Genomic DNA, 23,393 nt, shown 5'->3' on the forward strand with positions numbered 1-23,393 from the left:
TTCATGGCCTGAGACTGAATGTGCCAAGCCTCGCCTGACAAACTGGAGCACCACAGGTTGAGATCAAGCAGAAGGCCGTGATCTGACGCGATCGTGAAGACGAAAAGCAAATGGCCGCCCAACCAGGGCGGCCATCAGCACAAGAGATATCCGGGCAGCTTATACCAAGGCGCTGAGATGCTGACGCATCACGCCTTGAAAATGCTCAAGCGCCGCACGGGCTTACCCAATGCTCGATGAGTCAAGCTCATCGAGCATTGGTATTACTTCAGGCCGAAGGCAGACGTTGCACCAGCGGCGGCGAAGCGGGACGCAGGCTTTGCGGCTGCCTGCTTGAGCTGATAGAGGCCACGCTGGCCCGGCACCGGCTGGAAGGCATCGGTCAGGCCCACCACGGTTTCGGCGGCGCCCAGGACGAGGAAGCCGTCATCCGGCATCATCTTGGCGATGCGGTGCAGGATATCCACCTTGGTCTGCTGGTCGAAATAGATCAGCACGTTGCGGCAGAACACGATGTCGAACTCGCCGAGGTGGCTGAAATTCTCCAGAAGGTTCAGCTTGCGCCACTCGATCATGGCACGCAGATCCGGGTTGATCTGCCACAGGTCACCCTGCTGCGAGAAATACTTCAGCAGCATCTGGATCGGCAGGCCGCGCTGCACCTCGAACTGGCTGTAGATGCCGGTCTTGGCCTTCTCCAGCACTTCCGTGGACAGATCGGTGCCGAGGATGCGGAACCGCCAGCCGGCAACCTTGGCCGCGTTCTCCTTCAGGCAGATCCCCAGGGAATAGGGTTCCTGACCGGTGGAGGCAGCCGCACACCAGATGCGCACGCTGCGGCTGCTGGCACGGTTTTGCAGCATCGCCGGCAGCATGATGTTGGTGAAATGATCGAACGGCGTCTTGTCGCGGAAGAAGAACGACTCGTTGGTCGTCATCGCTTCCACCACGGCATTGGCCAGCATGGCGTTGCCGCCGCGCTGCAGCGAGCCCACCAGCGCAGACAGGCCGTCAATGCCATTCTTGCGCGCCACCGGCACCAGACGGCTCTCGACCAGATACTGCTTGTCATCAGACAAGACCAGACCGGACCGCTCTTTCAGGAAGCGCTTGAGGAATTCATATTCGGCCGGTGTCATCGGATAGTCCCCTTCAACACGCGCACAATTTTGGGTCCAATTTCCATGAGCGGCAGAATGTCGCTGCACAGGCCCGTGTTGGCAGCTGCCCCAGGCATGCCCCAGACAACACTGGAAGCCTCGTCCTGGGTAATAATGCTGCCGCCACCGGCTGAAATGGTCTTCACGCCATTCGCGCCGTCCGAGCCCATACCCGTCAGGATGAGCGCCAGTGTTGCCGAGCCATAGGCCTTGGCAACGCTGTCAAACATCGGATCGACGGCAGGTTTGCAGAAATTCACCGGAGGATCATCCGTCAGGCGGATCTTTACCGCACCCCCGTCCTTTTCCAGGATCATGTGCTTGCCACCCGGCGCCACATAAATATGGCCCGGCTGCAGCACATCACCTGTCTGCCCTTCCTTGGAGGGGCGCATCGCGGCCTTGCCGATGTGTTCGGCGAGAATGGCCGTGAAGGTCGGCGGCATGTGCTGCGTCACAACCACCGGAATGTCGCCAATCACCGGGCCGATATCGCGCATGACCTGCTGCAGCGCCTGCGGGCCGCCGGTCGAGCTGCCAATCGCCAGAATGCGCGGACGGGCCGACGAATAGGGCTTGGTCTGCAGGCCCTGCTTCGGTGCTTCAGCACGGGTTGCCAGTGCCGGGCGGGTCGCCAGCGCGCCCACGGGCGCCTGCGAAGCCGTACGTCCAGCGGCCGTTTCTGCACGCATGACGCGGGCGCGGCTGTTGATACGGCGGGCACGCTCTCCGAGCGCCTTGACCTTGTCCAGAAGCTCCCGGCGGAAGTCGACCGAAGTGGTCAGTTCCGAGGTGCTCTCCGGTTTGGGCACATAGTCCGCAGCACCCAGCGACAGCGCCTTGAGAGAGATCTCGGCGTTGCGGCGCGTCAGCGTTGAGGCCATGACCACGATAAGATCACGCTTCTTGGCCAGCATGAGCGGCAGCGCCGTCAAACCGTCCATTTCCGGCATTTCAATATCAAGCACAACAACGTCCGGGTTGCTGCGCAGAATATCATCAACAGCCAGCTTGCCGTTCCGGTGCGATGCGACGACGGCGAGTGCCGGGTCCGCATCCAGCCAACGGCCGAGAAGTCCACGGATGACCACCGCATCATCAACCACCATCACGCGGATGGGGTCGGTGTTTGGTGTCGATCCCGTGGTAAGATTTGTCTGTGCAAATGCCATCCTGGCTGCCCTGTGAAAGGGTTAGATCAGACCGACTTCCTGGAATTTCGCCTCGACGATTTCCCGGTCGAAGGGTTTCATGATGTATTCGTTCGCACCGGCCCGGATGGCACGGGCAATGTGCGCTACATCGTTTTCCGTCGTGCAGAAGACCACGACAGGCTTGTCGCCGCCGGGCTCGCGGCGAAGGCTGGTCAGAAACTCGAGGCCATCCATGACCGGCATGTTCCAGTCGAGCAGGATGGCGTCAGGCATCTGGTTGCGGCAGGCGTCCAGCGCCTGCTGCCCATCCTCGGCTTCGGTGATCTCGAAATGGAGGTCCTCAAGAATCCGGCGTGCGACCTTGCGGATCACGCTGGAGTCGTCCACTACAAGACACTGTTTCATCTGCCTGTTCTCCATAGTACCCGGGTTCTGAGCATCCATGGCCTCAAGCGGCCATGGGCTCACTCATCATCGCCCCGAGCAGGCGCTCTACATCAAGGATCACCATCAGCTGGCCATCCAGGCGGTGCACACCACCCGAGATTTCCGACCAGCGCTTGTCGAGGTTCTGCGGGTTCGGCTCCGCCGTCTTGGCCGACAGGGTCAACACCTCACCCACCGTATCGATCACAAGCCCGTAGGATTCGTGCTTGTATTCGATGCCGACAGCCATCATCTGGCCGTCCTGACGTGGCGGCAGATGCAGGCGGCGGCGCATGTCGATGGCTGTGACGATCCGGCCGCGCAGGTTCAGCACACCGGCCACTTCCGGAGCAGACAGCGGCACGCGGGTGACGCTTTCCGGCACGAACACGTCATGCACCTGGGAAATCGGCAGGCCGAACAGCTGACCACCGATCACCACGGTGACGTACTGGATCATGTCGCTGCCGGAACCGGCGAGATTGTGGTCAACGGCACTCATGCGGCCACTCCCATTTCACCAGAGAACACATCCTTGAGGGCCGCGATCAGGCCCGGACGGTCGAACTTTGCCACATAGTCATCAAAGCCTGCCTGACGGCCGCGCTCGATGGATGCAGGCGTGACCATGGCCGACAGGGCCAGGATCGGGATCTTGCGGAAGCGCGGATCGCGGCGCAGGGCTTCGCAGAACTCGAAGCCGTTGACACGCGGCATCTCGATGTCGCTGACAATGGCCTGGAACTCGACGCCGCTCTCCAGCAGTTCGAACGCTTCGTCCGGACCGGTGCAGGTGGTGACGTCATAGCCGGCGGCCTTGAGGACAGGCGTCAGCATGTTGCGGAAGAAGGCCGAGTCGTCGACGAAGAGGATCTTCTTGGTCAGCGACCGGATGTCCATCTCCTTGCGCATGAACCAGTCCTCGAAGGCCTGCGGCAGGTAGTAGCCGAGGTCGAGGATTTCGGTTGCGCGGTCCTTGATGACGGCCGAGCCCAGGATGCCCGGACGCTCCGAGCCAACCTCGATGTTCAGGCGGTCTTCAACGATGTCCACGATCTCGTCGACGACGAGGCCCATGGAGCGGCCGCTGTCGGAGAACACCAGCATCGGCTGGGTGCCTTCCGTCTTGTGGTGATCGCCTTCGTTGACATAGACGAGCGGCATGAGAGCACCGCGGTACTGAACCAGATCGCGGCCGTTGGAACGCTCGATCTTGGAGACCTCGAACTCTTCCAGACGCGTGACCAGCGACAGCGGCACGGCCTTCGGCTCGGGAGCCCCTGCACGGAACAGCAGCAGCGAGATCGGCTTCTGGCCTTCGCCGAGACGGCTCCGTGCGTCTTCCTGCTCTTCGTTCTGCTCGGCAACCGCGCTGGAAGCGTGGCTGGCCATGGCCGAAGCGATGCCGTTCGGATCGATGATCATGATCACCGAGCCGTCACCCAGAATGGTGTTGCCGGAGAACATGTTGAGGTTGCGCAGCATCGAGGACATGGGCTTGACCACGATTTCCTCGGTGTGGAAGACGCCATCCACCACGACGCCGAAGGTCTGGCTGCCGACCTGCATGACAACGATGAAGCCGTTGTCCTCGTCGATGGCCTTCTCTGCGTTTTCGCCCTCGTAGATGCCCAGCAGCTGCGACAGATGCAGCAGCGGCAGCAGCTTGTTGCGCAGGCGCAGAACCGGCGTGTCCTTGATGCGTTCGATACGGTGCTCGGAGTTGGTCTGCACGCGGACCAGTTCGACCACGGAGAGCTGCGGGATCGCGAAACGGTCACCGCTGGCCTCGACGATCAGGGTGGAGACGATGGCGAGCGTCAGCGGGATCTTGATGATGAAGCTGGAGCCCTTGCCCGGGGTGGAGCGAAGGTCAACCGTACCACCGATCAGCTCGATGTTGTTGCGCACCACGTCCATGCCGACGCCGCGGCCGGAGACGCTGGTGACGGCAGCGGCGGTGGAGAAGCCGGCGGCAAAGATGAAGCGATGGATCTGCGCATCGGTCATCTTGTCGAGTTCGGCTTCGGTCGAAATACCGCGCTCGATTGCCTTTGCCTTGATCTTGTCGACATCGAGACCGCGGCCGTCGTCCTTGACCTCGATGATGATGTGGCCGCCTTCATGGTAAGCGGACAGGGTGATGATACCCTTTTCCGGCTTTCCGGCTGCACGGCGGGCCGCAGGCATTTCGAGGCCATGGTCGGCGGAGTTGCGGACCATGTGGGTCAGCGGATCCTTGATCATCTCAAGGACCTGACGGTCGAGTTCCGTCTCGGCGCCGATCATTTCCAGTTCGATCGGCTTTTCCAGTTCCTGGCTCAGGTCGCGCACGATGCGCGGCAGCTTCTGCCAGGCGTTGCCGATAGGCTGCATGCGGGTCTTCATGACGCCTTCCTGCAGCTCGGCCGTCACGTTGGACAGACGCTGCAGCGGCACCTTGAATTCGCTGTCTTCGTGACGGCGGACAATTTCCAGCAGCTGGTTACGGGTCAGCACCAGCTCGGACACCATCGTCATCAGGTGTTCAAGAGTTTCAACCGCGACACGGATGGACTGGTTGGAGACACCGCCGCCGGCAGCAGCCTTCTTGTCAGCCTTGTCCTCGCCGTCGTCATCACGGGCAACAGGCGCACGCGGGGCCTTGGCAGGCTTGGCTTCGGCGGCAGCCGGTGCAGCAGCAGCCGGGGCCTTGGGTGCAGGGGCGGGCTCGGGTTCAACCGCAGCAACCTCGACCTCGGTCTCGGTCTCGCGGAATGCGCGCTCAAGTTCATCAAGGGAAACTTCACCGGGGCGCAGGGGGCGCTCAAGGATCTGCAGCGGCATGTCTTCGGCAGCCGGTTCCGGCTCCGGCTCCGGAGCTGCCGCGGCCGCAGGTGTCTGCGCGCTCATCGACATCCGCTCCAGTTCGGAGATCAGATCGCTGTCATCGCCCTGCGGCTCTTCGCCTTCTGCAGCTTCGAGGTCGGCCAGGATCTCCTTGATCCGGTCGATCGAGCTGAGAATGAGCGACACCGCTTCAGGCGTCACCGGAACGCCGTCACGGAACTTGCCCATGAGGGTTTCGGCAGCATGGGCAATCCCTTCAAGGCGCGGCAGCCCGAGGAAGCCGCACGTGCCCTTGATGGTGTGAACCAGCCGGAAAATGTTGTCCAGGATGGTCGCGTTGTTTGGCTCTTGCTCGAACTTGACGAGCTCAACGTCCACAACATCGAGACTCTCACTGGTCTCGGTCAGAAATTCCCTGAGGAGGTCGTCCATGGCCTGCACTCACCCGACTAGTTACTGGTTCCGCGCCCCCGAAGGGACGGCTGGACCGGGATGTCCATGTCGTGAGGTTGGCCCTAAACAGTTAAGATAGACTGAAGCGGGTTCAGCTTCCTGCCAGTGATTTCTATACCTGAGTTGCGGTAAGCCTTACGCCCTCGTCGTCTTTGACAATATCAATCTTCATGCCGCATTCACGCGCCAGCAGAACAGTATAAATCGGCTGCACGGAGTGCGCATCGACGCGCTCGGGCTCCTCACCCGACAGTGTCGCCTGCATGCCCAACGGAATCCGCGGATTCACGCCCTTTGCGGTCAATTCGAAGGACGGGCTGGCAGGCTGGCCGGTCATCGAAACGGTGATCTCGCCCCCGCGCGGCACGCATTGATTGGCGATCAGAAGCAAGTTTAGCAAAAGCTTAACCAAGTTCTTCGGCATCAACTGCCGGTCAATCTGCCAGTTGAGATTTGACTTCTCGTTCTCCATGAGCGCGCCCGCCACGGACTGGGCATCGCCCAGATCAATTTCTGCCCCGGCAGAGCCAGCCGCGCCAAAGGCAAGGCGGGCAAACTGCAGCTTTGCGGAGGCCTGACGCGCGCTCTTGCGGATCAGTTCCATGGCGAATTCGCGCATGTCGCCGGAGCCGTCCTCGTCCAGCACCTCAAGCCCGTTGATGATAGCCCCCACCGGCGAGATGATGTCGTGACAGATACGGCTGGACACCAGGGCCGAGAGGTCGAGGGAGGTAAGATCTTTCATTTCGGACATGGACGGACAAAGCTCCAGATCTGGCCAGCTGCAGACATGATTCGAGAAAATGTACCAAAGCGTTACACAGGCAAGCAGGCCCTGCCAAGGGAATGCAGTCCTTTCAGGGCAGCAAACAGCCAGTTTTAAGGGCATTTGCCGCCGCCACCTCGACGGAGGTCTCGAGAGAGGTCAGGAACAGGTAGCGGTTGACCGCCGTATGAAAGAAATAAAGCCGACTCTCAACCACCGCAAAGATGGCCGGATTGCCTGCCGTCGCATAGCCCTCCACCAGCGCATAGGCGCCGCAGCCGCCATATTGCGGGGCATAGACCTCCGGATCGCGCTCGAAGGCAGCCTTGTTGCCCTCGTTGACGAACAGCCACCGCACGCCGCGCCAGGACAGTTCGATCCGGCGGTCGCCAAGCCGCGGATAGCCGTCGACAAAAAATGCGACAGGATCATAGCCGCCAATGGCATAGGCCGTGACCGGATCGGCCAGATAGAAATCCGGGCGGGCAGGAGCACCACCGGCACTGAGCGCAAAGAAAACGGCCGCCATGGCGAATTGCTTGGCCGGAAGCCATAACCTTGTCAGATTCAAGGTAAATTCTGACATTGATTCGGGTCCTGCTGCCATGATTCGAGCGCTTGGTCTTCATACTACGAAATGCCTGTTCCGTTCCAACCGGGACACGTCCGGAGTGAGGCAAAGCGAAAACAGTGACGGGCGGCACGGACAATGAACCTGGAACTGCAAAGGTGATTGCGCGTTTGTCCGGTATGGCGCCTGCCCCTCTCCCCCCGCGCATGCCGTGTGCGGCGCAAGCGTCAGGTCAGGCTTTGAAGAGAGAATAGCTTCAGCCGCATGGCTGTGAATTTTAAGTTTGGAGAAACACCAAGATGGCAGACAACAAGGCTTCCGGAACCAGCTCCAGCGAAGGCCGCCCGATCAGCCGGCGCGCGTTGATGGGCTTCATGCTCGGCTCGGTCGCGAGTACTGCCCTCATGGGCCGCTCAGGGGCCGCTTTGGCCCAGGGGTCACCTCCGGGCGGCAGCTATAACCAGCAGGAAATTCTGGACGCCGGCCATCGCTTCTTCGGTGAAATCTCTGGCGGCCTTGCCTCGGTCATTGAGAAGGCCATCAGCCAGTATGGCGAGCCCAACGGCTACATTCTAGGCGAGGAAGGGTCTGGCGCGATCGTTGCCGGTGCGCGTTACGGCGAGGGCGACCTCTACACCCGCAATGCAGGCAATCACAAGATCTTCTGGCAGGGCCCGTCGATCGGCTGGGACTTCGGCGGCGACGGCGCCCGCGTCATGATGCTGATCTACAATCTGCCGGTGGTGGAGGACATTTACCGCCGCTATGTCGGCGTCAATGGCTCGGCCTATCTCGTCGGCGGCTTCGGCATGACGGTGCTTGCCTATAACAACATCTATGTCGTGCCCGTGCGGGCCGGCGTCGGCGCCCGCCTCGGCGTCAACATGGGCTACCTCAAATTCACCCAGCGCCCGACCTGGAATCCTTTCTGATCTGCGGAAGTTATCTGAACGGCAGCTTTTCAGGGCGGGCCTCTTGGCCTGCCCTTTCTGCTGCGGTATTGATGAAGGTAACTGGCAGCAGAACAGACTTCAGAACCAGCGAGACGGCGTGTGATCGAAGCGGCAATGTATGGACTTCTGGGGTTCCTGGCAGCCAGTCTGCTGGGCCTTGCTGTTCTGTCTGCCGTGTGGAAACGCGCCGTGCGCCTGACACGTGAAGCGGTGCTGGCCACCACGCCAACCAGCTACCGCGAGATCATGGCCGCGCGTGACACGCTGCGCGCCGAACATGCCGTGGAACTGCGCCGCCTGGAGCGGGAACTTTCAAGGCTCAAGGAAGAAAGCACCCGGCTCCGTGCCGAGGCCGGACGCGCACTGCCCGCCCAGCTGGCGCTGGAGCGCGAGCATCACGCCCAGCTGCGCCAGGACAAGGCGCTGGAGGAGCAGCTTGAGGCCGAACGCCGCGATTCAGCCCGCCTGAAGGACGCCCTCTCCGAACTGGGCGCCCGTTACTCCGCCCTTCTGGAAAAGACCTTCGAGGCCGAAGCGCCCGAACTGACCGGCACGGCAGATACAGCAGCGCTCGCCACCATCACCTCGCTGGAAGCGCAGATTGCCACGATGAAGCGCCAGCTTGAGGCCTTCCGGGGCGGCGCACTCGCCAGCCAGATGGAACCGGATGCCGACGGCAGTGCATTGCGCAAGACGATTGCCCAGCTGGAAGCCCGCCTTCTCGACAAGGAAGCCGATCTGATCGCCGCCCAGGCCGACATTGCGCGCCTGAGCCTGCATCTGGACATGGCCGGTGCAAAGCCCGAGACGCTGATGACACGGCTCGACAGCGAACTTCAGGCGGCAGAGACGGAGAAAGCCAGGCTGGCGGCCCGCACGGCGGCGCAGGAGCGCGCACTCACCCGCGTGCGCGGCGAGAACCTGCGGCTGCGCAGCGAACTGGCGTCCAGCACGACGGTCCAGGATCTTCGCAGCGAGCTTAAGTCCATCACCAAAGCCATGACGGGCGGCACGGCTGCGGCGCCCGCAGCGCGGCCAACCCCAGCCCCAGCCCCAGCCCCGGCCGCTCCCCAGCCGGCCAAGACGCGCAAGAAGGCAGCTGCCAAGCCGGCACAGCCAACGCAGCTCAGCCCGGCGCAGCTTGCCGGCAAGATCGTACGTGCCAGCGCTGCCGCCGCCAGCCAGCAGCAGGCGGCCCAAGCTGCAACAGCCCCCTCGGCCGTCACGGCAACGCCTGCATCTGCCCCTGCAGACCCGCAAAAGAAGGTCGTCGCCTGAGGTTCGGCTGAGGCAACCTGGCCGAGGCCTGCCTTGCTGTTGACGTCTGGAAACTGACATCCCCGGATGAAACACGCCAAAGCCCACACGCAGCGCGTAACGCTGTGTGGTCTCATATCCATCATGTGAGGGAAGAGCTTGGTACTCCCAAGGGGAATCGAACCCCTGTTTCCGCCGTGAGAGGGCGGCGTCCTGACCGCTAGACGATGGGAGCGCCAGCAGCAATCGTGCTGCGAGGCCGCTCATATAGGCTCAACAGCAGAGCCATGCAAGGGCAAAGTTCTGATCCGCCGGGGAAAAACACCTTCCCCGGCTTCCGGACCGGAGCATTCACTCCGCCAGCAGCTTCGTGCGGCCCAGGATTTCGCCGGATGAGGCGTCCAGATGCACCAGCTGGGACGCGCCCTCCTGCCGCACCAGCAGGATGAGGCGGCCATCCGCCCCCGGCGAAAGGCCCAGCACCTCGGCCCCTGCCCCCAGTTTCACCGTCTCCGGCAGGGCAACGCCGCTGTTTTCCTTGCCCACGGAATTGACCTTGTACACGATTACTGCGAAGAGAGCGGCAAATCCGGCGAACATGATCAGCGTGGAGCCCGCCATGAGGCGGCGCAGGCGCGTCTGAACCCGCAGCACGGCGGGGTCCAGAGGAGCTTCCTCCTCATGTGTGCTGGTCTCCACATCCCGGTCTTTGAAGGCGGAATTGGTCATGAACGATACTTCTCCTCAGGCGCCGCAGGGGCTGGATGGGGCATCCGGCTTTATCGCTTCTGAAGAAGATGCAGGCAAGCGCCTCGATGCCGTCATGGCCGCGAAGCTGGAAGGCCTCAGCCGCAACCGGGTACAGGCCCTTATCAAGGGTGGCGAGGTGCAGGTCAACGGCAAGACCGTCGAAGAGCCCAAGCACAAGGTGCATGAGGGCGACCGCCTGAGCCTGACCATGCCCGAGCCGGAGGATCCCGAGCCGCAGGGCGAGGACATCCCGCTCGACATCGTCTACGAGGATGATGCCCTCATCGTCATCGACAAGCCGGCCGGGCTCGTCGTGCATCCGGGAGCGGGCAACTGGACCGGCACGCTGGTCAATGCGCTGATTGCCCATTGCGGCGACAGCCTGTCCGGCATCGGCGGCGTCAAGCGCCCCGGCATCGTCCACCGTCTCGACAAGGACACGTCGGGACTTCTGGTCGTCGCCAAGACCGATATTGCCCATCAGGGCCTGTCGGAGCAGTTTGCCGACCACGGCCGCACCGGCCCGCTGGAGCGCGCCTATCTGGCCCTGGTCTGGGGCGGACCCGGTGCCCTGCGCGGCACCATCGAAGCCAATCTGGCCCGTTCGGAAAGCAACCGGCAGAAGATGACCGTGGTGCGCAAGGGCGGCCGTGAGGCCATCACCCACTGGCAGGTGATCGAGCGCTTCGGCCCGGTGGATCAGCCGCCGCTGGCCTCGCTGATGGAATGCCGGCTGGAGACGGGCCGCACCCACCAGATCCGTGTGCACATGGCCCATATCGGCCTGCCGCTCATTGGCGATCAGGTTTACGGCGCCGGTTTCAAGACCAAGGCTAACCCGCTTCCCGAGCCCCTGCGCAGCGCTGTCCTTGAGTTTCCCCGTCAGGCGCTGCATGCCGGCGTCCTTGCCTTCGAGCATCCGGTCAATGGCGAAACGCTGTATTTTGAAAGCGAGATGCCCGAGGATTTCGCCACGCTTCTTGAAGCATTACGAAAATTTTAGGTTTCAGCCCCCTTTACGGTCCTGTTTTCGGCAAGATCTTCCTTATATCTTGAACCTGAAGGCGATCCGGGAACGGATGCCACATAGAAGCGTTTGCCCTGAGCAGCAGCACAAGCGGTGCTGCCAGACGTCCGGTAGGGGAACGCAGAAGGTTTTAGGAAAGGGGGCGCATTTCATGGCCCAGAACATTCCGGTGCTGACGGCAGGCGAAGGCGGCCTCAGCCGCTATCTCGACGAAATCCGCCGGTTCCCCATGCTGGAACCGCAGGAAGAATACATGCTCGCCAAGCGCTACCGCGAGCATGAAGACCCTGCTGCCGCCGAAAGGCTCGTAACCTCGCACCTGCGTCTCGTCGCCAAGATTGCCATGGGCTACCGTGGCTATGGCTTGCCGCTCGGCGAAGTCGTATCCGAAGGCAACGTTGGCCTTATGCAGGCCGTCAAGCGCTTCGAGCCCGAAAAAGGCTTCCGCCTCGCCACCTATGCCATGTGGTGGATCAAGGCCGCGATCCAGGAATATATCCTGCGGTCCTGGTCGCTGGTGAAAATGGGCACCACCGCCAATCAGAAGCGCCTGTTCTTCAACCTGCGCCGCCTCAAGGGCCGCATCCAGGCGCTGGAAGAGGGTGATCTGAAGCCGGATCAGGTGCAGGCCATCGCCACCAAACTGGGCGTGCCGGAAGAAGACGTGATCTCCATGAACCGCCGTCTGGCTGGTGACGCCTCGCTGAACGCGCCGATCCGGGCTGCGGAGGCCGATTCCGGCGAATGGCAGGATTGGCTGGTGGACGAAAGCGAAAGCCAGGAGACGATCCTCGCCGACCAGGAAGAGCTGGACATGCGCCGCAAGCTGCTGGGCAATGCCATGTCGGTTCTCAATGACCGCGAGCGCCGCATCTTCGAGGCCCGCCGCCTGTCGGAAGATCCGATCACGCTGGAAGACCTCTCCACCGAGTTCGGCGTCAGCCGCGAGCGCGTGCGCCAGATCGAGGTGCGCGCCTTTGAAAAGGTGCAGAAGGCGGTGCAGAAGAGCGCCCGCGAAATGGAGACGGCAACTCCGGCCTGACTTGTTTTCCAGCATCAATGGCATTTGATGAAACGGGACGCGCACTTGCGTCCCGTTTTTTGCTTTTCTAACGTGGCAGACTGCGGCTGGACGCGCCGCAAAGGGTGGAGGCTGCATCAGCGTGGGGTTTGGGCACTTTATGGGCAAGCGGGCGCGGGTCGCGCTCGTCACGCTGGCGGCATTGGCCAGCCTTGCAGGCATTCGTGCCATCGACCCGCCGTTTCTGCAGGCCGTGCGCGAACTGAGCTTCGATTATTATCAGCGGCTGGCCCCTCGCGGCTATCAGGACAGCCCGGTGCGGGTGGTGGATATCGACGATGCCTCTCTGGCGCTCTACGGCCAGTGGCCCTGGCCACGGGACCGGATGGCGGAAATCGTCAACACGCTCAACAGCATGGATGCCGCCGCCATCGCCTTCGACGTGATCTTTGCCGAAGCCGACCGGTCCTCGCCGCGGCAGCTGGCGCTCAGCCTGCCGGAAAGCTCCATCGCTGCCTCGCCGGATCTGAAGGCCGCGCTCAAGTCGCTGCCGGATACGGATGAGCTGTTTGCGGAGGCCCTCGCAGAAGCCCCCTCCATCCTGGGCTTCGCAATTTTGCCTTCCGCCACACCGCAGCAGCCGCAACTGAAGGCCGGCATGGCGCATGTAGGCCCCTCCCCCGCCGGCCTGCTTGCGCCCTATGCCTCGGCTCTTGGCGCCATTCTGCCCCTGCAGGAGGCCGCGAGCGGCGTCGGCAGCGTATCGCTGAGTGCCGATGACACGGGCGGTATCGTCCGCCGCATTCCGCTGCTGGTGACTGACGGGACCGAAGTCTTCCCCAGCCTGGCGGTGGAGGCCCTTCGCGTGGCGCAGGGGGCAACCGGGCTGATCACGCGGGCGGATGAAACTGGCAAGGGCGGAGCACTCAACGGGATCAGAGTGGGCAGCTTCTCGGTTCCGGTGACGGAAACCGGCGAATTCTGGGTTTATTACGACTGGAACCGGCCCGAGCGCTATGTCTCCGTCGCCGATCTTCTCGATCCGCAGAAGCATCTCAAGGTGCAGCCGCTGATCGATGGCCAGATCATCTTCATCGGCACCTCTGCCGCCGGCCTGTTCGATATCCGCTCCACGCCCCTTGGCGAGCAGGTGCCGGGCGTATCGATCCACGCGCAGGCCGCAGAGCAGATCATCTCCGGCAACTTCCTCTCCCGGCCGGACTGGGCGGAGGGCGCGGAAATCATTGCCGTTCTGCTCGCCGGCCTCGTCCTTGTCGCGCTTCTGCCGCTGACCGGAGGTCTGATCACCGGCGCTGCTGCCGTTTGTCTCACCGTCCTGATGTTCGGTGGCTCCCTGCTGCTTTTCGTCCAGAACGGCCTTCTGATCGACGGGCTCTATCCCTCGATCACCGCCTTCGTCGTCTTCGCCATCGGCACCTCCATGCTCTATGTGATGACGGACCGGGAGAAACGCTTCGTGCGCCAGGCCTTCAGCCAGTATCTCTCGCCGGATCTGGTCAGCCAGCTGGAACAGCAGCCGGACCAGCTGGTTCTGGGCGGGGAACTGAGGCCCATGACCATCCTCTTCATGGATGTGCGCGGCTTCACCCCCATTTCCGAACAGCTGACGCCGACGGAGCTGGTGCATTTCCTCAATACACTGCTGTCCCCGCTCAGCGATGCCATCCAGGCCCATGGCGGCACCATCGACAAGTATATCGGCGACAGCATCATGGCCTTCTGGAACGCGCCCGTCCGGGTGGAAAACCACGCCGCCATGGCCTGCGCGGCCAGCCTGAAGATGCTGGACGTGGTGGACCAGCTGAATGCGGAAGATGCCTTCGGCTTCAAGGCGCGCAATTTCAAGACCCAGACCGTGCAGATCGGCATTGGCCTCAACACCGGCGAGGCCTGCGTCGGCAACATGGGCTCCTCGCGCCGCTTCAACTACTCAGTGATTGGTGACGCGGTGAACGTGGCAAGCCGGATCGAATCCAGCTGCAAGAGCGTCGGCGCCGATCTCGTCGTCTCGGAAGACACCCGGGCGCAGGCTCCAGATCTTGCCTATCTGGAGGCTGGTGCCATTCCGCTCAAGGGCAAGTCCCGGCCTGTGAAGCTCTTCGCGCTGATCGGTGATCGGGAACTGCGGCGCAGCGAGGCCTTCCGGACACTCGAGCTGCATCACATGAAGCTGATGGATGCCCTCGACAACCGCAAACCGGAAGCCGCCGCTGCCGCCCTGGCCGACTGCCGCAACGCCGCCCCGCCGGAACTCACCGCCTTCTACGACCGGCTCGCCGAACGGGCCGAACAGCTCGAAACAGCGGCGGCGTGAACTGCGGGAAGGTTGGGGGGTAAGCAAACTCAGGTGTCCCGAACACCTCTCCATCGTCATCCCGGACGCGCGCCGCGCGATCCGGGACCGGTGAGCCAAGGCCTCTCGGCTCTGGCTCCTTGGCGCAACCAACTTTCGCCCCGGCTCACCGGTCCCGGCTCAAGGCCGGGATGACGACGGATAGATAGGCGTTTTCTTGGCCGTCACCGCAGCTCCGCCGTATAATCCTCCACCGGCGGCACGCTGGTGATCAGCTTGTTTTCATGCAGGAACTCGGCAAAGCGCTGATAGCGGCCGGCATCCAGAGCTGCCGGGCGCTTGGCGAAACGCGGCAGCGTGTCTCCCCAGGCGCGGCGGTTCAGCTCGTCATCAAGGTTCGGATAAGCCGCGATGAAAGCCTCCCACGAGTCCTGCGGATGGTTGGTCAGATAAACCGTTGCCTTCTCCACTGCAGCGAGGAAACGGACATAGCGCGGGTCTCCGGTCTTGTCCTTCGCAGCCACGTAGATCAGCTCGTCGAAGATGGGCACGCCATTCTCTTCCGGGTAGAAGGCCTTGCCCTTCTTGCCTTCCAGTTCGATCTGCGTGAGCTCGAAATTGCGGTATCCGCCGATCACCGCATCCACCTGACCCGTCATCAGGGACGGCGACAGGGCGAAGTTGACGTTGATGAGCTCCACGTCCTCGATCGAAAGCCCCTGCGAGCGCAGCATCTGGCCGAGCATCGCATCCTCGAAGCCGGAGACGGAGAAGCCGATCTTCTTGCCCTTGAGGTCCGCCAGCGTCTTGATGGGGCCATCCTCCAGCACGATCAGCGTGTTCAGCGGCGTCTCCACCAGCGTGCCGATCCACTTCAGCGGCATGCCTTCGCTGATCTGGGCATGGAGCGTCGGCTGGTAGGACACGGCAATATCCCCCTGCCCGGCCGCCACCAGCTTCGGCGGCATCGCCGGATCGGCCGGCTCGATCAGGTCCACATCAAGCCCTTCGGCTTCAAAGAAACCCTTCTGCTTGGCCACCACCAGCGGTGCGTGGTCCGGATTGACGAACCAGTCGAGCAGAACGGTCAGCTTGTCCGCCGCCGAAGCGGGGGCAGCAGTGGCCAGAACAGCGGCCAGCGACAGCGCGAGAATGCGTTTCATGCGGGGTCTCCCAATAGACAGGTGTTGGATGAAGTCTGAGCCGGCCCAGCCTTAGCCTGACCGGCAGATGCGGGCGCGGGGATCAGTCCTCGCGCTGCCAGGGCACCATGCGGCGGGTCAGGCGCTCGACAACGAAGCGCAGGACCAGAACCATGGCGGCAAGCAAGGCAAGAGCGGCAAACATGGTGTCCGTCTGCATCCGGGCATTGCTCTGCAGCATGATGAAGGCGAGCCCGCCCTTGGCGCCGACCCATTCGCCGACAATGGCACCGATGGGGGCGAAGACCGCTGCAATCCGGACACCGGAGGCAAGCGCGGGCATGGCAGACGGCAGACGGAAATAGCGCAGTTCCTGCCAGCGGTTGACGCGGTAGAGCAGCGCCAGATCGACCAGCCCCTGATCCATCCGCCTGAGGCCGTCAAAGAAGGTGGAGGTGACGGCAAAGAAGATAACCAGCACCGCCATCACGATCTTGGAGGCAAGGCCGAAGCCGAGCCACAGCACCAGAATGGGGGCAATGGCAAAGACCGGCAGCGCCTGTGTCACCAGAACCACCGGCAGCAGCCCGCGCCGTGCCAGCGGCGACAGCCACATGACGAAGGCCAGCATGACACCGGCGGCAATGCCGAAGACAAAACCCAACAGGGTTTCACTCAAGGTGATACTGGCGTGATACAGCAGGAAGCCGCTCTGGCGCTGGAAGGCCTCCAGCACTTTCAGCGGACCGGGCAGCATGAAGGGCGGGATTTCGAGGAGCCGCACCGCCAGATCCCAGATCAGCAACAGGGACAGGCTGACGGTCACGCCCGGCGCAATGCTGCGCAGGGCAGAGGCTGCACGGGCCGGAAACGCATTCCGGACGGGGCTCGCAGAGGGAAGGGGTTGCCTTCCCGAAAGAAGTTCTATCGACACAAAGGGATCTCCCGTCACCGGCAAGCCGGTCAAGACATTGGAGATCCGGGATATGGCTAAAGGTTTCCGTCCCTTCGCCGGCATGACCCGGATCAGGTTCTAAGGGTTCGGCTTTGCGCCATCTCAGCTCACGTCGGAGCACCCCTCGGACCAATCCGAAACATGCCGCCAGAATGCCGCCTTGGCAAGAAGAACTTGCGGCACCCTGTCACAAAAGCCGAAGGCCCCGGCTGTCACCCATGGACAGCCGGGGCCTTGAAGCTTGACCGGAACCGGGCAGAACCGCCGGGATCAGCCGCGCTGCCAGGCGGCAATCGCCTGTTCCAGAGCGCGGGCGCCCGGGGTGCCCTTCTCGATGGTGAAGATGGCACGCTTGCCGTTTTCGTAGAGCATCGGAATATCGATCCAGCCACGCTCACGCATCAGGGCAAGGTTGCGGTCCCGCTCGCTGTCAACACTCGACAGCGCAATCCAGAAGTAACCCGGAGCGACCTTCACCGAAGCGCCCAGAAGAGCATCTCCGCGCGCTTCCTCGGTCGGCTTCATCACGAGGCCCGGCACATTGGAGACGTCTCCGCCGGAGAAGCCTTCGGGAAGCTGGAACTGGATCTCGACCAGATGGCTCGCGGGCAGAGAGGAATCGGTGTTCGGCTTGATTCGCAGCGTCACATTGATGTTCCGGTCCGGAATCTGGGCCTGCGCCACGAGCACCGTTTCGGCCTGTCCGCCGGAGCCATTCTCCTCGGAAACCGACCAGGCCACATTGCCCGCAGAAGCGGTGCCGGAGCCGCTGGCATCTTCGCCCTCCTCATAGAGGAAAGCCTTCTGCGCAACGATTGCACCGGGCGTTTCGGCCGTCTGGGCGGGCGCTGTGCTGGCGGGCGGGGCCGCTGCCTCAGGCACGGCAGCAGGCGTTTCCTGCGGCGGCGTGGAAGGCGTGATGAGTGTCGTCGTCACGGTCCGCGCATCGGGGGCAACCGCAGGCTCACCCGTATCGGTCAGCAGACGGTCGGTGTTCTTGCCGCCATTCTCGCCATTGGCAGCCGTCTCGCCCGCCGGTGTTCCTGCCTCAGGGGCCGGAGCGGTCGTTGCGGCCGTTTCCTCGCTGGAGGAGAAAATCCCCGCGATCAGCGAGCGCTGGGAGTAGATGAAGGCGCCGATACCGATCAGCACCAGCACAAATCCGCCCAGGAACACGTAGGACATCAGCGGCGAGTTGCCGCCAGACTTGGCAGCGCGGCGCGGGGCGCGTGTCCGGACCTTGCGCGGTTCGTCAGCCGCAAGCCGGTCAGCTGCAGCATTCATGCCGCCTGTACCGGCCGGCGCAGGTGCAGCCGGATCCGGACGCAGGCTGTCACCCGCAGGTGCTGGCCGCGGGCTCGGCGTGGGAAGGGCGTAGGACGACGGCGCCGGGGCTGCCGGTTCAACGGACGGCTTTGCGGGTGCCGCTCCGAAAGCGGGCTCCATACGCGGCTGGCTGCGCTCAACCGGCGGCTCTGCCGGAGCGCTGTCGCTGCGGAAAGCATCGCGGGCGGTCTGCACCGCGCTCGACGACGCATCTCCCAGCCTTTCGGCTTCCTGCACGGCAGAGCCGAGCGGCCCGCGCGGCGCGGGAGAAGACGGCGGATAGGGCTCAGAACGGGGAGCGGCCGGAGCGCTGGCGCCCGCAGCAGGGGCGATGGGCGCGGGCGCAGCAGGCGCGGGGCGCGTCGCCATCAGCGTTTCGCGCGCCGCCTCGGCCTCAACCTTGCGGATAGCCTCCTCGAGGCGCAACTGCTCGGCCGTAATCTCGGACGGGGAAAGCGGCGGCTCATAGGCCTTGAGCTGACTGACAATCGCGTTTCGGGCGCGGCTGTAGACGTTGCGGCGCGCAGAACCGTTGTTCTCCGGCAGGGACGCAATCGTTTTCTTCAAAATCGAATAGTAATCAGCCATTGGCTCGCTCGTGAGGGGTGCCAGCCTGAACCCGGCGCACCGGAAGCTCCGTATTCATGCCATCCCATTTGTAGGCTCAACACCGGCGGGCGCAAGAGGTGTTCGGCAAAGATAGGATGTGCAATCAGGTTTTTACATGACTTTCGGGCGGAATGGGGAGCATTCCGCCCGATAAATTTCACGTCAGTCCTGGAACGGATTCTGCACCAGGATGGTGTCGTCACGCTCCGGGCTGGTGGAAAGCAGCGCCACCGGTGCGCCGATCAGTTCCTCAACGTGACGGACATACTTCACGGCCTGCGCCGGAAGGTCAGCCCAGCTGCGGGCACCCTTGGTGGATTCCTGCCAGCCTGGCAGGGTTTCATAGATCGGCACCACGCGGGCCTGTGCGCCCTGGGAGGCCGGCAGATAGTCGATCCGCTTGCCGTCCAGCTCGTAGCCGACGCAGATCTTCAGCTCTTCCAGGCCGTCCAGAACATCCAGCTTGGTCAGCGCGATCCCGGTGATGCCGGAGGTGCAGACCGTCTGACGCACCAGAACCGCATCGAACCAGCCGCAGCGGCGCTTGCGGCCCGTGACGGTGCCGAATTCATGGCCACGGGTGCCGAGGAACTCGCCGACTTCGTTCTTCTGCTCGGTCGGGAACGGGCCTTCGCCCACCCGGGTGGTGTAGGCCTTGGTGATGCCCAGCACATAGCCGACCGCATTGGGGCCAAGGCCCGAACCGGTGGCAGCCTGACCGGCAACCGTGTTGGACGAGGTCACGAAGGGATAGGTGCCGTGGTCGATGTCGAGCAGCGCGCCCTGCGCGCCTTCAAACAGCAGGCGCTTGCCTTCGCGGCGCTGGCCGTCGAGCAGCTTCCACACCGAATCCATGTAGGGCAGCACGGTGCCAGCCACCGAGGACAGTTCCTCGAAGATGGCCTGCGCGGAAATTTCGCTCTCGCCGAGGCCCCGGCGCAGCGGATTGTGATGCGCCAGCAGCCGGTCGATCTTGGCCGGCAGCGTCTCCAGATTGGCAAGGTCCATCAGACGGATGGACCGGCGGCCCACCTTGTCCTCATAGGCCGGGCCAATGCCGCGGCCCGTGGTGCCGATGCGCGTGCCGGTGCTGGAGTTCTCGCGCAGCGCATCCAGTTCGCGGTGCAGAGACAGAATCAGCGTCGCGTTTTCGGCGATGCGCAGGGTCTCCGGGTTCACGGTGACGCCCTGATCGCGCAGGCGGCCGATCTCCGACACCAGTGCATGCGGGTCCAGCACCACGCCATTGCCGATCACCGACAGCTTGCCCGGGCGCACGACGCCGGAGGGCAGCAGGGACAGCTTGTAGCTGACGCCGTCGATCACGAGCGTATGGCCGGCATTATGCCCGCCCTGGAAACGGACAATCACATCGGCCTGCTCCGAGAGCCAGTCGACGATCTTGCCCTTGCCTTCATCGCCCCATTGCGAACCGACGACAACAACATTGGCCATGGGTGCCATACCCTTCTCAAAAGGAACCATCTGCCGGGGCCGCTTTTTCCGGGCACCAGCACACAAAACCCCGGTACATGGCCGGGGCAAACGCGCGGACTATAGCCACTTCCGCCAAGAGTTGCGAGCCCGAAACGGAAGAAATTGACGGAAGGGAGCCTCGCATTCCGGGTGGCGCTGACTGCCGGGCAAATGATACATCTTTGATCCTGCAGAGCTGGCAGTGTTTGAAACGGACTGCAAGGAGGAGGAAGGCCTTCCCATAGCCGCAGCGCCCCTCTCCCCCCTTGAGGGGGAGATGTCTGCGTCAGCAGACAGAGGGGGGGTAGCAGCGTTTCGGCACAACACGGTCTCTCTCATAAACGGACAGTCCGTTACCCCCCTCTGCCCCCTCAAGGGGGCATCTCCCCCTCAAGGGGGGAGAGGAGTTGGTGCCTAACTGAAAGTCCGTTGTAAACACTGCCCGCCAGCATCAACACCCGCCTCAAACATCCGGACACAATCATGTCATTAGCCGCCTGGCTGCTGCTGTTTTTCCTCAGTGCCCTGTGGGGCGGCTCGTTCCTCTTTGCCAAGGTGGCGGTGGCCGAGATTCCGCCGCTGATGCTGGTGTTCCTCAGGGTGCTGATTGCCGCCGCCGTGCTGCATGTGGTGCTCCGGCTGTCGCGGCACCGTTTCCCCCGTGATCCGAAGCTGCTGGCAAGCTTCCTTGTCATGGGCCTGCTCAACAATGCGATTCCCTTCTCGCTGATCTTCTGGGGCCAGACGGGCATCGCGGCAGGCCTTGCCTCGATCCTCAATGCCACGACGCCGATTTTCACCTTCCTGATCGCCGCCGTGGTGCTGCATCAGGAACCGGTGACGGCCAACCGCATCGCTGGCGTATTGCTGGGCTTGTCGGGCGTGGCGCTGATGCTGTCCTCCAGCCTTGCCGGGCTGAGTTCCGATCCGCTGTGGGCGCAGGCCGCCTGCCTGGGCGCCGCCCTCTCCTACGGTTTCGCCGGAGCTTTCGGCCGCCGCTTCAAGGGCACGCCGCCGCTGGTCACGGCAACCGGCCAGATCACCGGCTCCACCTTGCTGATGCTGCCGGTCGCGCTTTTCTCGGCCGGAAGCTGGTCACCGGCGGATGTCAGCCTGCTGGTCTGGGGCAATGTTCTGGCGCTCGCCGTGCTCGCCACGGCGCTCGGCTACATGATCTTCTTCCGGCTTCTGGGCGAGGCAGGGGCAACCAACACCTCGACGGTCACCCTGCTGGTCCCCGTCTGCGCCCTCGGCTTCGGATATCTGCTGCTGGGCGAGAGGCTTTATCCGGTGCAATTCGCCGGGCTCGGCATTCTGCTCTGCGGCCTCGTGCTGCTTGACGGGCGGGTGCTGAAACTGCTGCGCCGGTAAAATAAAAGAGCGGCACCCTTCCGGATGCCGCTCCAAACTCCAAAAACTCAGATTATCCATCGTCTTCCCGGACGCAGCGCAGCGGAGATCCGGGACCGGTGAGTCGAGGTCTATCGGCTCGATTTCATTGAACCAACTTATACCCCGGCTCACCGGTCCCGGCTCGCGCTACGCTTAGCCGGAATGACAATAGAGAGGCTGTGCAAGCCCCAAAGCGAAAACCCGATTCCTGATCAGAACTTCAGCGCCTTGGCCTGTTTGACCAGCGGCAGCGATTCGATGGCTGTCAGCGTGGCGGCAGGCACTTCGCCGTCCACCTCCAGCAGCGCAATCGCGTCGCCCCCCGGCTCCGTGCGGCCGAGGTTGAAGGTGGCGATGTTGATGCCTGCCTCACCCAGAAGGCTGCCGAACTTGCCGATGAAGCCCGGCTTGTCCTCGTTGGTGATGTAGAGCATGTAGGGGCCGAAACCGGCTTCCATGTTGATGCCCTTCACCTGGATGATGCGCGGCTTGCCATCGGCAAACACCGTGCCCGCAACGGAGCGCTCCTGCCGGTCGGTGACGATGGTCAGGCGCATGTAGGTCTCGTAGGCGCCCATCTGGCCGCGCCGCACCTCTTCCACCTGAATGTCCCGCTCGCGGGCGATGGCAGGGGCCGACACCATGTTGACGGTCTGCAGCACCGGCGTCAGCACGCCGGTCAGCGCCGCTGCCGTCAGGGCGCGGGTGTTCATGTCGGCAATCGTGCCTTCATATTCGATGCGGATCTTGCGGATGCCCGTTTCCGTGAGCTGGCCCGCGAAGGAGCCCAGCTGCTCGGCCAGCCGCACGAAGGGCGTCAGGCGCGGCGCTTCTTCTGCCGAGATCGACGGCATGTTGAGCGCGTTGATGACGGCACCACTCATCAGATAGTCCGAGATCTGCTCGGCCACCTGAAGGGCAACGTTTTCCTGCGCCTCTTCGGTCGAAGCACCCAGATGCGGGGTGCAGACCATGTTCGACGCACCGAAGAGCACGTTTTCCTTCGCAGGCTCCTCGACGAACACGTCAAACCCGGCCCCTGCCACATGGCCCGTATCCAGCGCCGCCCGCAGGGCCACCTCATCAACCAGCCCGCCACGGGCGCAGTTGATGATATAGACGCCGCGCTTGGTCTTCATCAGCGCATCGGCGGAGATGATGTTGCGGGTCTTGTCCGTCAGCGGCGTGTGCAGGGTGATGAAATCGGCCCGCGCCAGCAGCGTGTCCAGCTCGACTTTCTCAACGCCCAGATCCCTTGCCCGCTCAACCGACAGGAACGGGTCAAAGGCAAGAACCTTCATCTTCAGGCCGATGGCCCGGTCGGCGACGATCGAGCCGATGTTGCCGCAGCCGATGAGACCCAGCGTCTTGCCGGTGATTTCCACACCCATGAAGCGGGACTTCTCCCACTTGCCGGCCTGCGTCGAGGCATCGGCGGCCGGGATCTGCCGGGCGAGCGAGAACATCATCGCAATGGCATGTTCCGCCGTGGTGATGGCGTTGCCGAAGGGCGTGTTCATCACGATGATGCCCTTGGCGGTGGCAGCCGGGATATCGACATTGTCGACGCCGATGCCCGCGCGGCCGATCACCTTCAGCCGCGTGGCGGCGGCAATCACCTTTTCGGTCACCTTGGTGGCCGAGCGGATGGCAAGGCCGTCATAGTCGCCGATCACGGCGAGCAGGGCGTCCTTGTCCTTGCCCAGCTCCGGGCGGAAATCCACGTCGATGCCGCGGTTCTTGAAGATCTGGATGGCTGCTTCCGACAGCTGATCCGAAATAAGCACTCTGGGAGCCATGAAACTCTCCTTC

19 protein-coding genes, 1 tRNA gene and 1 riboswitch are annotated in these 23,393 nt (G+C 63.1%); of the genes, 6 read left to right on the top strand and 14 right to left on the bottom strand.

The features are described from left to right. Positions 1–263: 263 nt before the first annotated feature. The 7 genes from IF10I1_RS00405 to IF10I1_RS00435 form a co-directional block, all read right to left on the bottom strand. Complete coding sequence (locus IF10I1_RS00405; protein WP_186391787.1) at positions 264–1,139, bottom strand: protein-glutamate O-methyltransferase CheR; 876 nt, start codon at positions 1,137–1,139, stop codon at positions 264–266. After that, entirely contained in the window at positions 1,136–2,332 is a 1,197-nt protein-coding gene (locus IF10I1_RS00410; RefSeq protein WP_050472499.1) for a chemotaxis response regulator protein-glutamate methylesterase, read from the bottom strand. Before IF10I1_RS00410 ends, IF10I1_RS00405 begins: the two co-directional genes overlap by 4 nt. Positions 2,333–2,353: 21 nt before the next feature. After that, complete coding sequence (locus IF10I1_RS00415) at positions 2,354–2,719, bottom strand: PleD family two-component system response regulator (protein ID WP_026355815.1); 366 nt, start codon at positions 2,717–2,719, stop codon at positions 2,354–2,356. Between the two features lie 43 nt (positions 2,720–2,762). After that, entirely contained in the window at positions 2,763–3,242 is a 480-nt protein-coding gene (locus IF10I1_RS00420; RefSeq protein WP_050472498.1) for a chemotaxis protein CheW, read from the bottom strand. Then, positions 3,239–6,001: a chemotaxis protein CheW gene (locus tag IF10I1_RS00425; protein WP_050472497.1), complete on the bottom strand. Its 2,763-nt coding sequence runs from the start codon at positions 5,999–6,001 to the stop codon at positions 3,239–3,241. Before IF10I1_RS00425 ends, IF10I1_RS00420 begins: the two co-directional genes overlap by 4 nt. Before the next feature lie 133 nt (positions 6,002–6,134). Beyond that, on the bottom strand, positions 6,135–6,776 hold the full coding sequence (gene chpT / locus IF10I1_RS00430; protein WP_050472496.1) for a histidine phosphotransferase ChpT: 642 nt from the start codon (positions 6,774–6,776) through the stop codon (positions 6,135–6,137). Between the two features lie 103 nt (positions 6,777–6,879). After that, positions 6,880–7,317 carry a YHS domain-containing (seleno)protein gene (locus IF10I1_RS00435; protein WP_186391786.1) on the bottom strand — a complete coding sequence of 146 codons (438 nt, stop codon included), beginning with the start codon at positions 7,315–7,317 and terminating at the stop codon, positions 6,880–6,882. Positions 7,318–7,658: 341 nt separating this feature from the next. On the opposite strand from IF10I1_RS00435, the gene IF10I1_RS00440 reads away from it, so the two are divergent. Continuing rightward, entirely contained in the window at positions 7,659–8,291 is a 633-nt protein-coding gene (locus IF10I1_RS00440) for a DUF1134 domain-containing protein (protein WP_186391785.1), read from the top strand. Positions 8,292–8,411: 120 nt separating this feature from the next. Next, positions 8,412–9,590 (top strand): hypothetical protein, encoded by a 1,179-nt coding sequence (locus tag IF10I1_RS00445; protein WP_152967505.1) that lies wholly within the window; start codon positions 8,412–8,414, stop codon positions 9,588–9,590. A gap of 139 nt (positions 9,591–9,729) precedes the next feature. On the opposite strand, the gene IF10I1_RS00450 is transcribed toward IF10I1_RS00445, so the two are convergent. Both IF10I1_RS00450 and IF10I1_RS00455 read right to left on the bottom strand, forming a co-directional pair. After that, positions 9,730–9,804: transfer RNA gene (locus tag IF10I1_RS00450), tRNA-Glu, on the bottom strand. A gap of 116 nt (positions 9,805–9,920) precedes the next feature. Continuing rightward, positions 9,921–10,298, bottom strand: a complete 378-nt coding sequence (locus IF10I1_RS00455) for a DUF6476 family protein (protein ID WP_094463758.1) — start codon at positions 10,296–10,298, stop codon at positions 9,921–9,923. Between IF10I1_RS00455 and IF10I1_RS00460 the strand changes: the two genes are divergently transcribed. From IF10I1_RS00460 to IF10I1_RS00470, 3 genes are all read left to right on the top strand, one after another. Next, a complete protein-coding gene (locus tag IF10I1_RS00460; RefSeq protein ID WP_050472492.1) occupies positions 10,297–11,322 on the top strand; it encodes an RluA family pseudouridine synthase in 1,026 nt (341 codons plus the stop codon). The genes IF10I1_RS00455 and IF10I1_RS00460 overlap by 2 nt on opposite strands. Before the next feature lie 175 nt (positions 11,323–11,497). Continuing rightward, positions 11,498–12,388 carry an RNA polymerase sigma factor RpoH gene (gene rpoH / locus IF10I1_RS00465; protein WP_050472491.1) on the top strand — a complete coding sequence of 297 codons (891 nt, stop codon included), beginning with the start codon at positions 11,498–11,500 and terminating at the stop codon, positions 12,386–12,388. A 139-nt stretch (positions 12,389–12,527) separates the two neighbouring features. After that, positions 12,528–14,702, top strand: a complete 2,175-nt coding sequence (locus IF10I1_RS00470; protein ID WP_208977529.1) for a CHASE2 domain-containing protein — start codon at positions 12,528–12,530, stop codon at positions 14,700–14,702. A gap of 203 nt (positions 14,703–14,905) precedes the next feature. Here IF10I1_RS00470 and IF10I1_RS00475 read toward each other — a convergent pair whose 3' ends face one another. From IF10I1_RS00475 to IF10I1_RS00490, 4 genes are all read right to left on the bottom strand, one after another. Next, complete coding sequence (locus IF10I1_RS00475; RefSeq protein ID WP_186415593.1) at positions 14,906–15,844, bottom strand: ABC transporter substrate-binding protein; 939 nt, start codon at positions 15,842–15,844, stop codon at positions 14,906–14,908. Between the two features lie 82 nt (positions 15,845–15,926). Further along, complete coding sequence (locus IF10I1_RS00480; RefSeq protein ID WP_244293652.1) at positions 15,927–16,649, bottom strand: ABC transporter permease; 723 nt, start codon at positions 16,647–16,649, stop codon at positions 15,927–15,929. A gap of 160 nt (positions 16,650–16,809) precedes the next feature. Next, positions 16,810–16,913: riboswitch (TPP riboswitch) on the bottom strand. A gap of 135 nt (positions 16,914–17,048) precedes the next feature. After that, positions 17,049–18,692, bottom strand: a complete 1,644-nt coding sequence (locus IF10I1_RS00485) for a hypothetical protein (RefSeq protein WP_186415592.1) — start codon at positions 18,690–18,692, stop codon at positions 17,049–17,051. 183 nt (positions 18,693–18,875) lie between these two features. Continuing rightward, positions 18,876–20,168, bottom strand: coding sequence for an adenylosuccinate synthase (locus IF10I1_RS00490; RefSeq protein ID WP_186415591.1), 1,293 nt, complete (start codon positions 20,166–20,168; stop codon positions 18,876–18,878). A 504-nt stretch (positions 20,169–20,672) separates the two neighbouring features. On the opposite strand from IF10I1_RS00490, the gene IF10I1_RS00495 reads away from it, so the two are divergent. After that, a complete protein-coding gene (locus IF10I1_RS00495) occupies positions 20,673–21,560 on the top strand; it encodes a DMT family transporter (RefSeq protein ID WP_186391782.1) in 888 nt (295 codons plus the stop codon). Between the two features lie 233 nt (positions 21,561–21,793). Here IF10I1_RS00495 and serA read toward each other — a convergent pair whose 3' ends face one another. Then, a complete protein-coding gene (gene serA / locus IF10I1_RS00500) occupies positions 21,794–23,380 on the bottom strand; it encodes a phosphoglycerate dehydrogenase (RefSeq protein ID WP_186391781.1) in 1,587 nt (528 codons plus the stop codon). Positions 23,381–23,393: the final 13 nt, after the last annotated feature.

The organism is Pannonibacter sp. I15F10I1, assembly GCF_900185665.1.
Lineage (GTDB): Bacteria > Pseudomonadota > Alphaproteobacteria > Rhizobiales > Stappiaceae > Pannonibacter > Pannonibacter indicus.

Excerpts from the sequence above, each read along its gene's own strand:
- IF10I1_RS00405 (WP_186391787.1), bottom strand. The coding sequence starts at position 1,139 with ATGACACCGGCCGAATATGAATTCCTCAAGCGCTTCCTGAAAGAGCGG.
- IF10I1_RS00410 (WP_050472499.1), bottom strand. The coding sequence starts at position 2,332 with ATGGCATTTGCACAGACAAATCTTACCACGGGATCGACACCAAACACC.
- IF10I1_RS00415 (WP_026355815.1), bottom strand. The coding sequence starts at position 2,719 with ATGAAACAGTGTCTTGTAGTGGACGACTCCAGCGTGATCCGCAAGGTC.
- IF10I1_RS00420 (WP_050472498.1), bottom strand. The coding sequence starts at position 3,242 with ATGAGTGCCGTTGACCACAATCTCGCCGGTTCCGGCAGCGACATGATC.
- IF10I1_RS00425 (WP_050472497.1), bottom strand. The coding sequence starts at position 6,001 with ATGGACGACCTCCTCAGGGAATTTCTGACCGAGACCAGTGAGAGTCTC.
- chpT (WP_050472496.1), bottom strand. The coding sequence starts at position 6,776 with ATGTCCGAAATGAAAGATCTTACCTCCCTCGACCTCTCGGCCCTGGTG.
- IF10I1_RS00435 (WP_186391786.1), bottom strand. The coding sequence starts at position 7,317 with ATGGCGGCCGTTTTCTTTGCGCTCAGTGCCGGTGGTGCTCCTGCCCGC.
- IF10I1_RS00440 (WP_186391785.1), top strand. The coding sequence starts at position 7,659 with ATGGCAGACAACAAGGCTTCCGGAACCAGCTCCAGCGAAGGCCGCCCG.
- IF10I1_RS00460 (WP_050472492.1), top strand. The coding sequence starts at position 10,297 with ATGAACGATACTTCTCCTCAGGCGCCGCAGGGGCTGGATGGGGCATCC.
- IF10I1_RS00455 (WP_094463758.1), bottom strand. The coding sequence starts at position 10,298 with ATGACCAATTCCGCCTTCAAAGACCGGGATGTGGAGACCAGCACACAT.
- rpoH (WP_050472491.1), top strand. The coding sequence starts at position 11,498 with ATGGCCCAGAACATTCCGGTGCTGACGGCAGGCGAAGGCGGCCTCAGC.
- IF10I1_RS00470 (WP_208977529.1), top strand. The coding sequence starts at position 12,528 with ATGGGCAAGCGGGCGCGGGTCGCGCTCGTCACGCTGGCGGCATTGGCC.
- IF10I1_RS00475 (WP_186415593.1), bottom strand. The coding sequence starts at position 15,844 with ATGAAACGCATTCTCGCGCTGTCGCTGGCCGCTGTTCTGGCCACTGCT.
- IF10I1_RS00485 (WP_186415592.1), bottom strand. The coding sequence starts at position 18,692 with ATGGCTGATTACTATTCGATTTTGAAGAAAACGATTGCGTCCCTGCCG.
- IF10I1_RS00490 (WP_186415591.1), bottom strand. The coding sequence starts at position 20,168 with ATGGCCAATGTTGTTGTCGTCGGTTCGCAATGGGGCGATGAAGGCAAG.
- IF10I1_RS00495 (WP_186391782.1), top strand. The coding sequence starts at position 20,673 with ATGTCATTAGCCGCCTGGCTGCTGCTGTTTTTCCTCAGTGCCCTGTGG.
- serA (WP_186391781.1), bottom strand. The coding sequence starts at position 23,380 with ATGGCTCCCAGAGTGCTTATTTCGGATCAGCTGTCGGAAGCAGCCATC.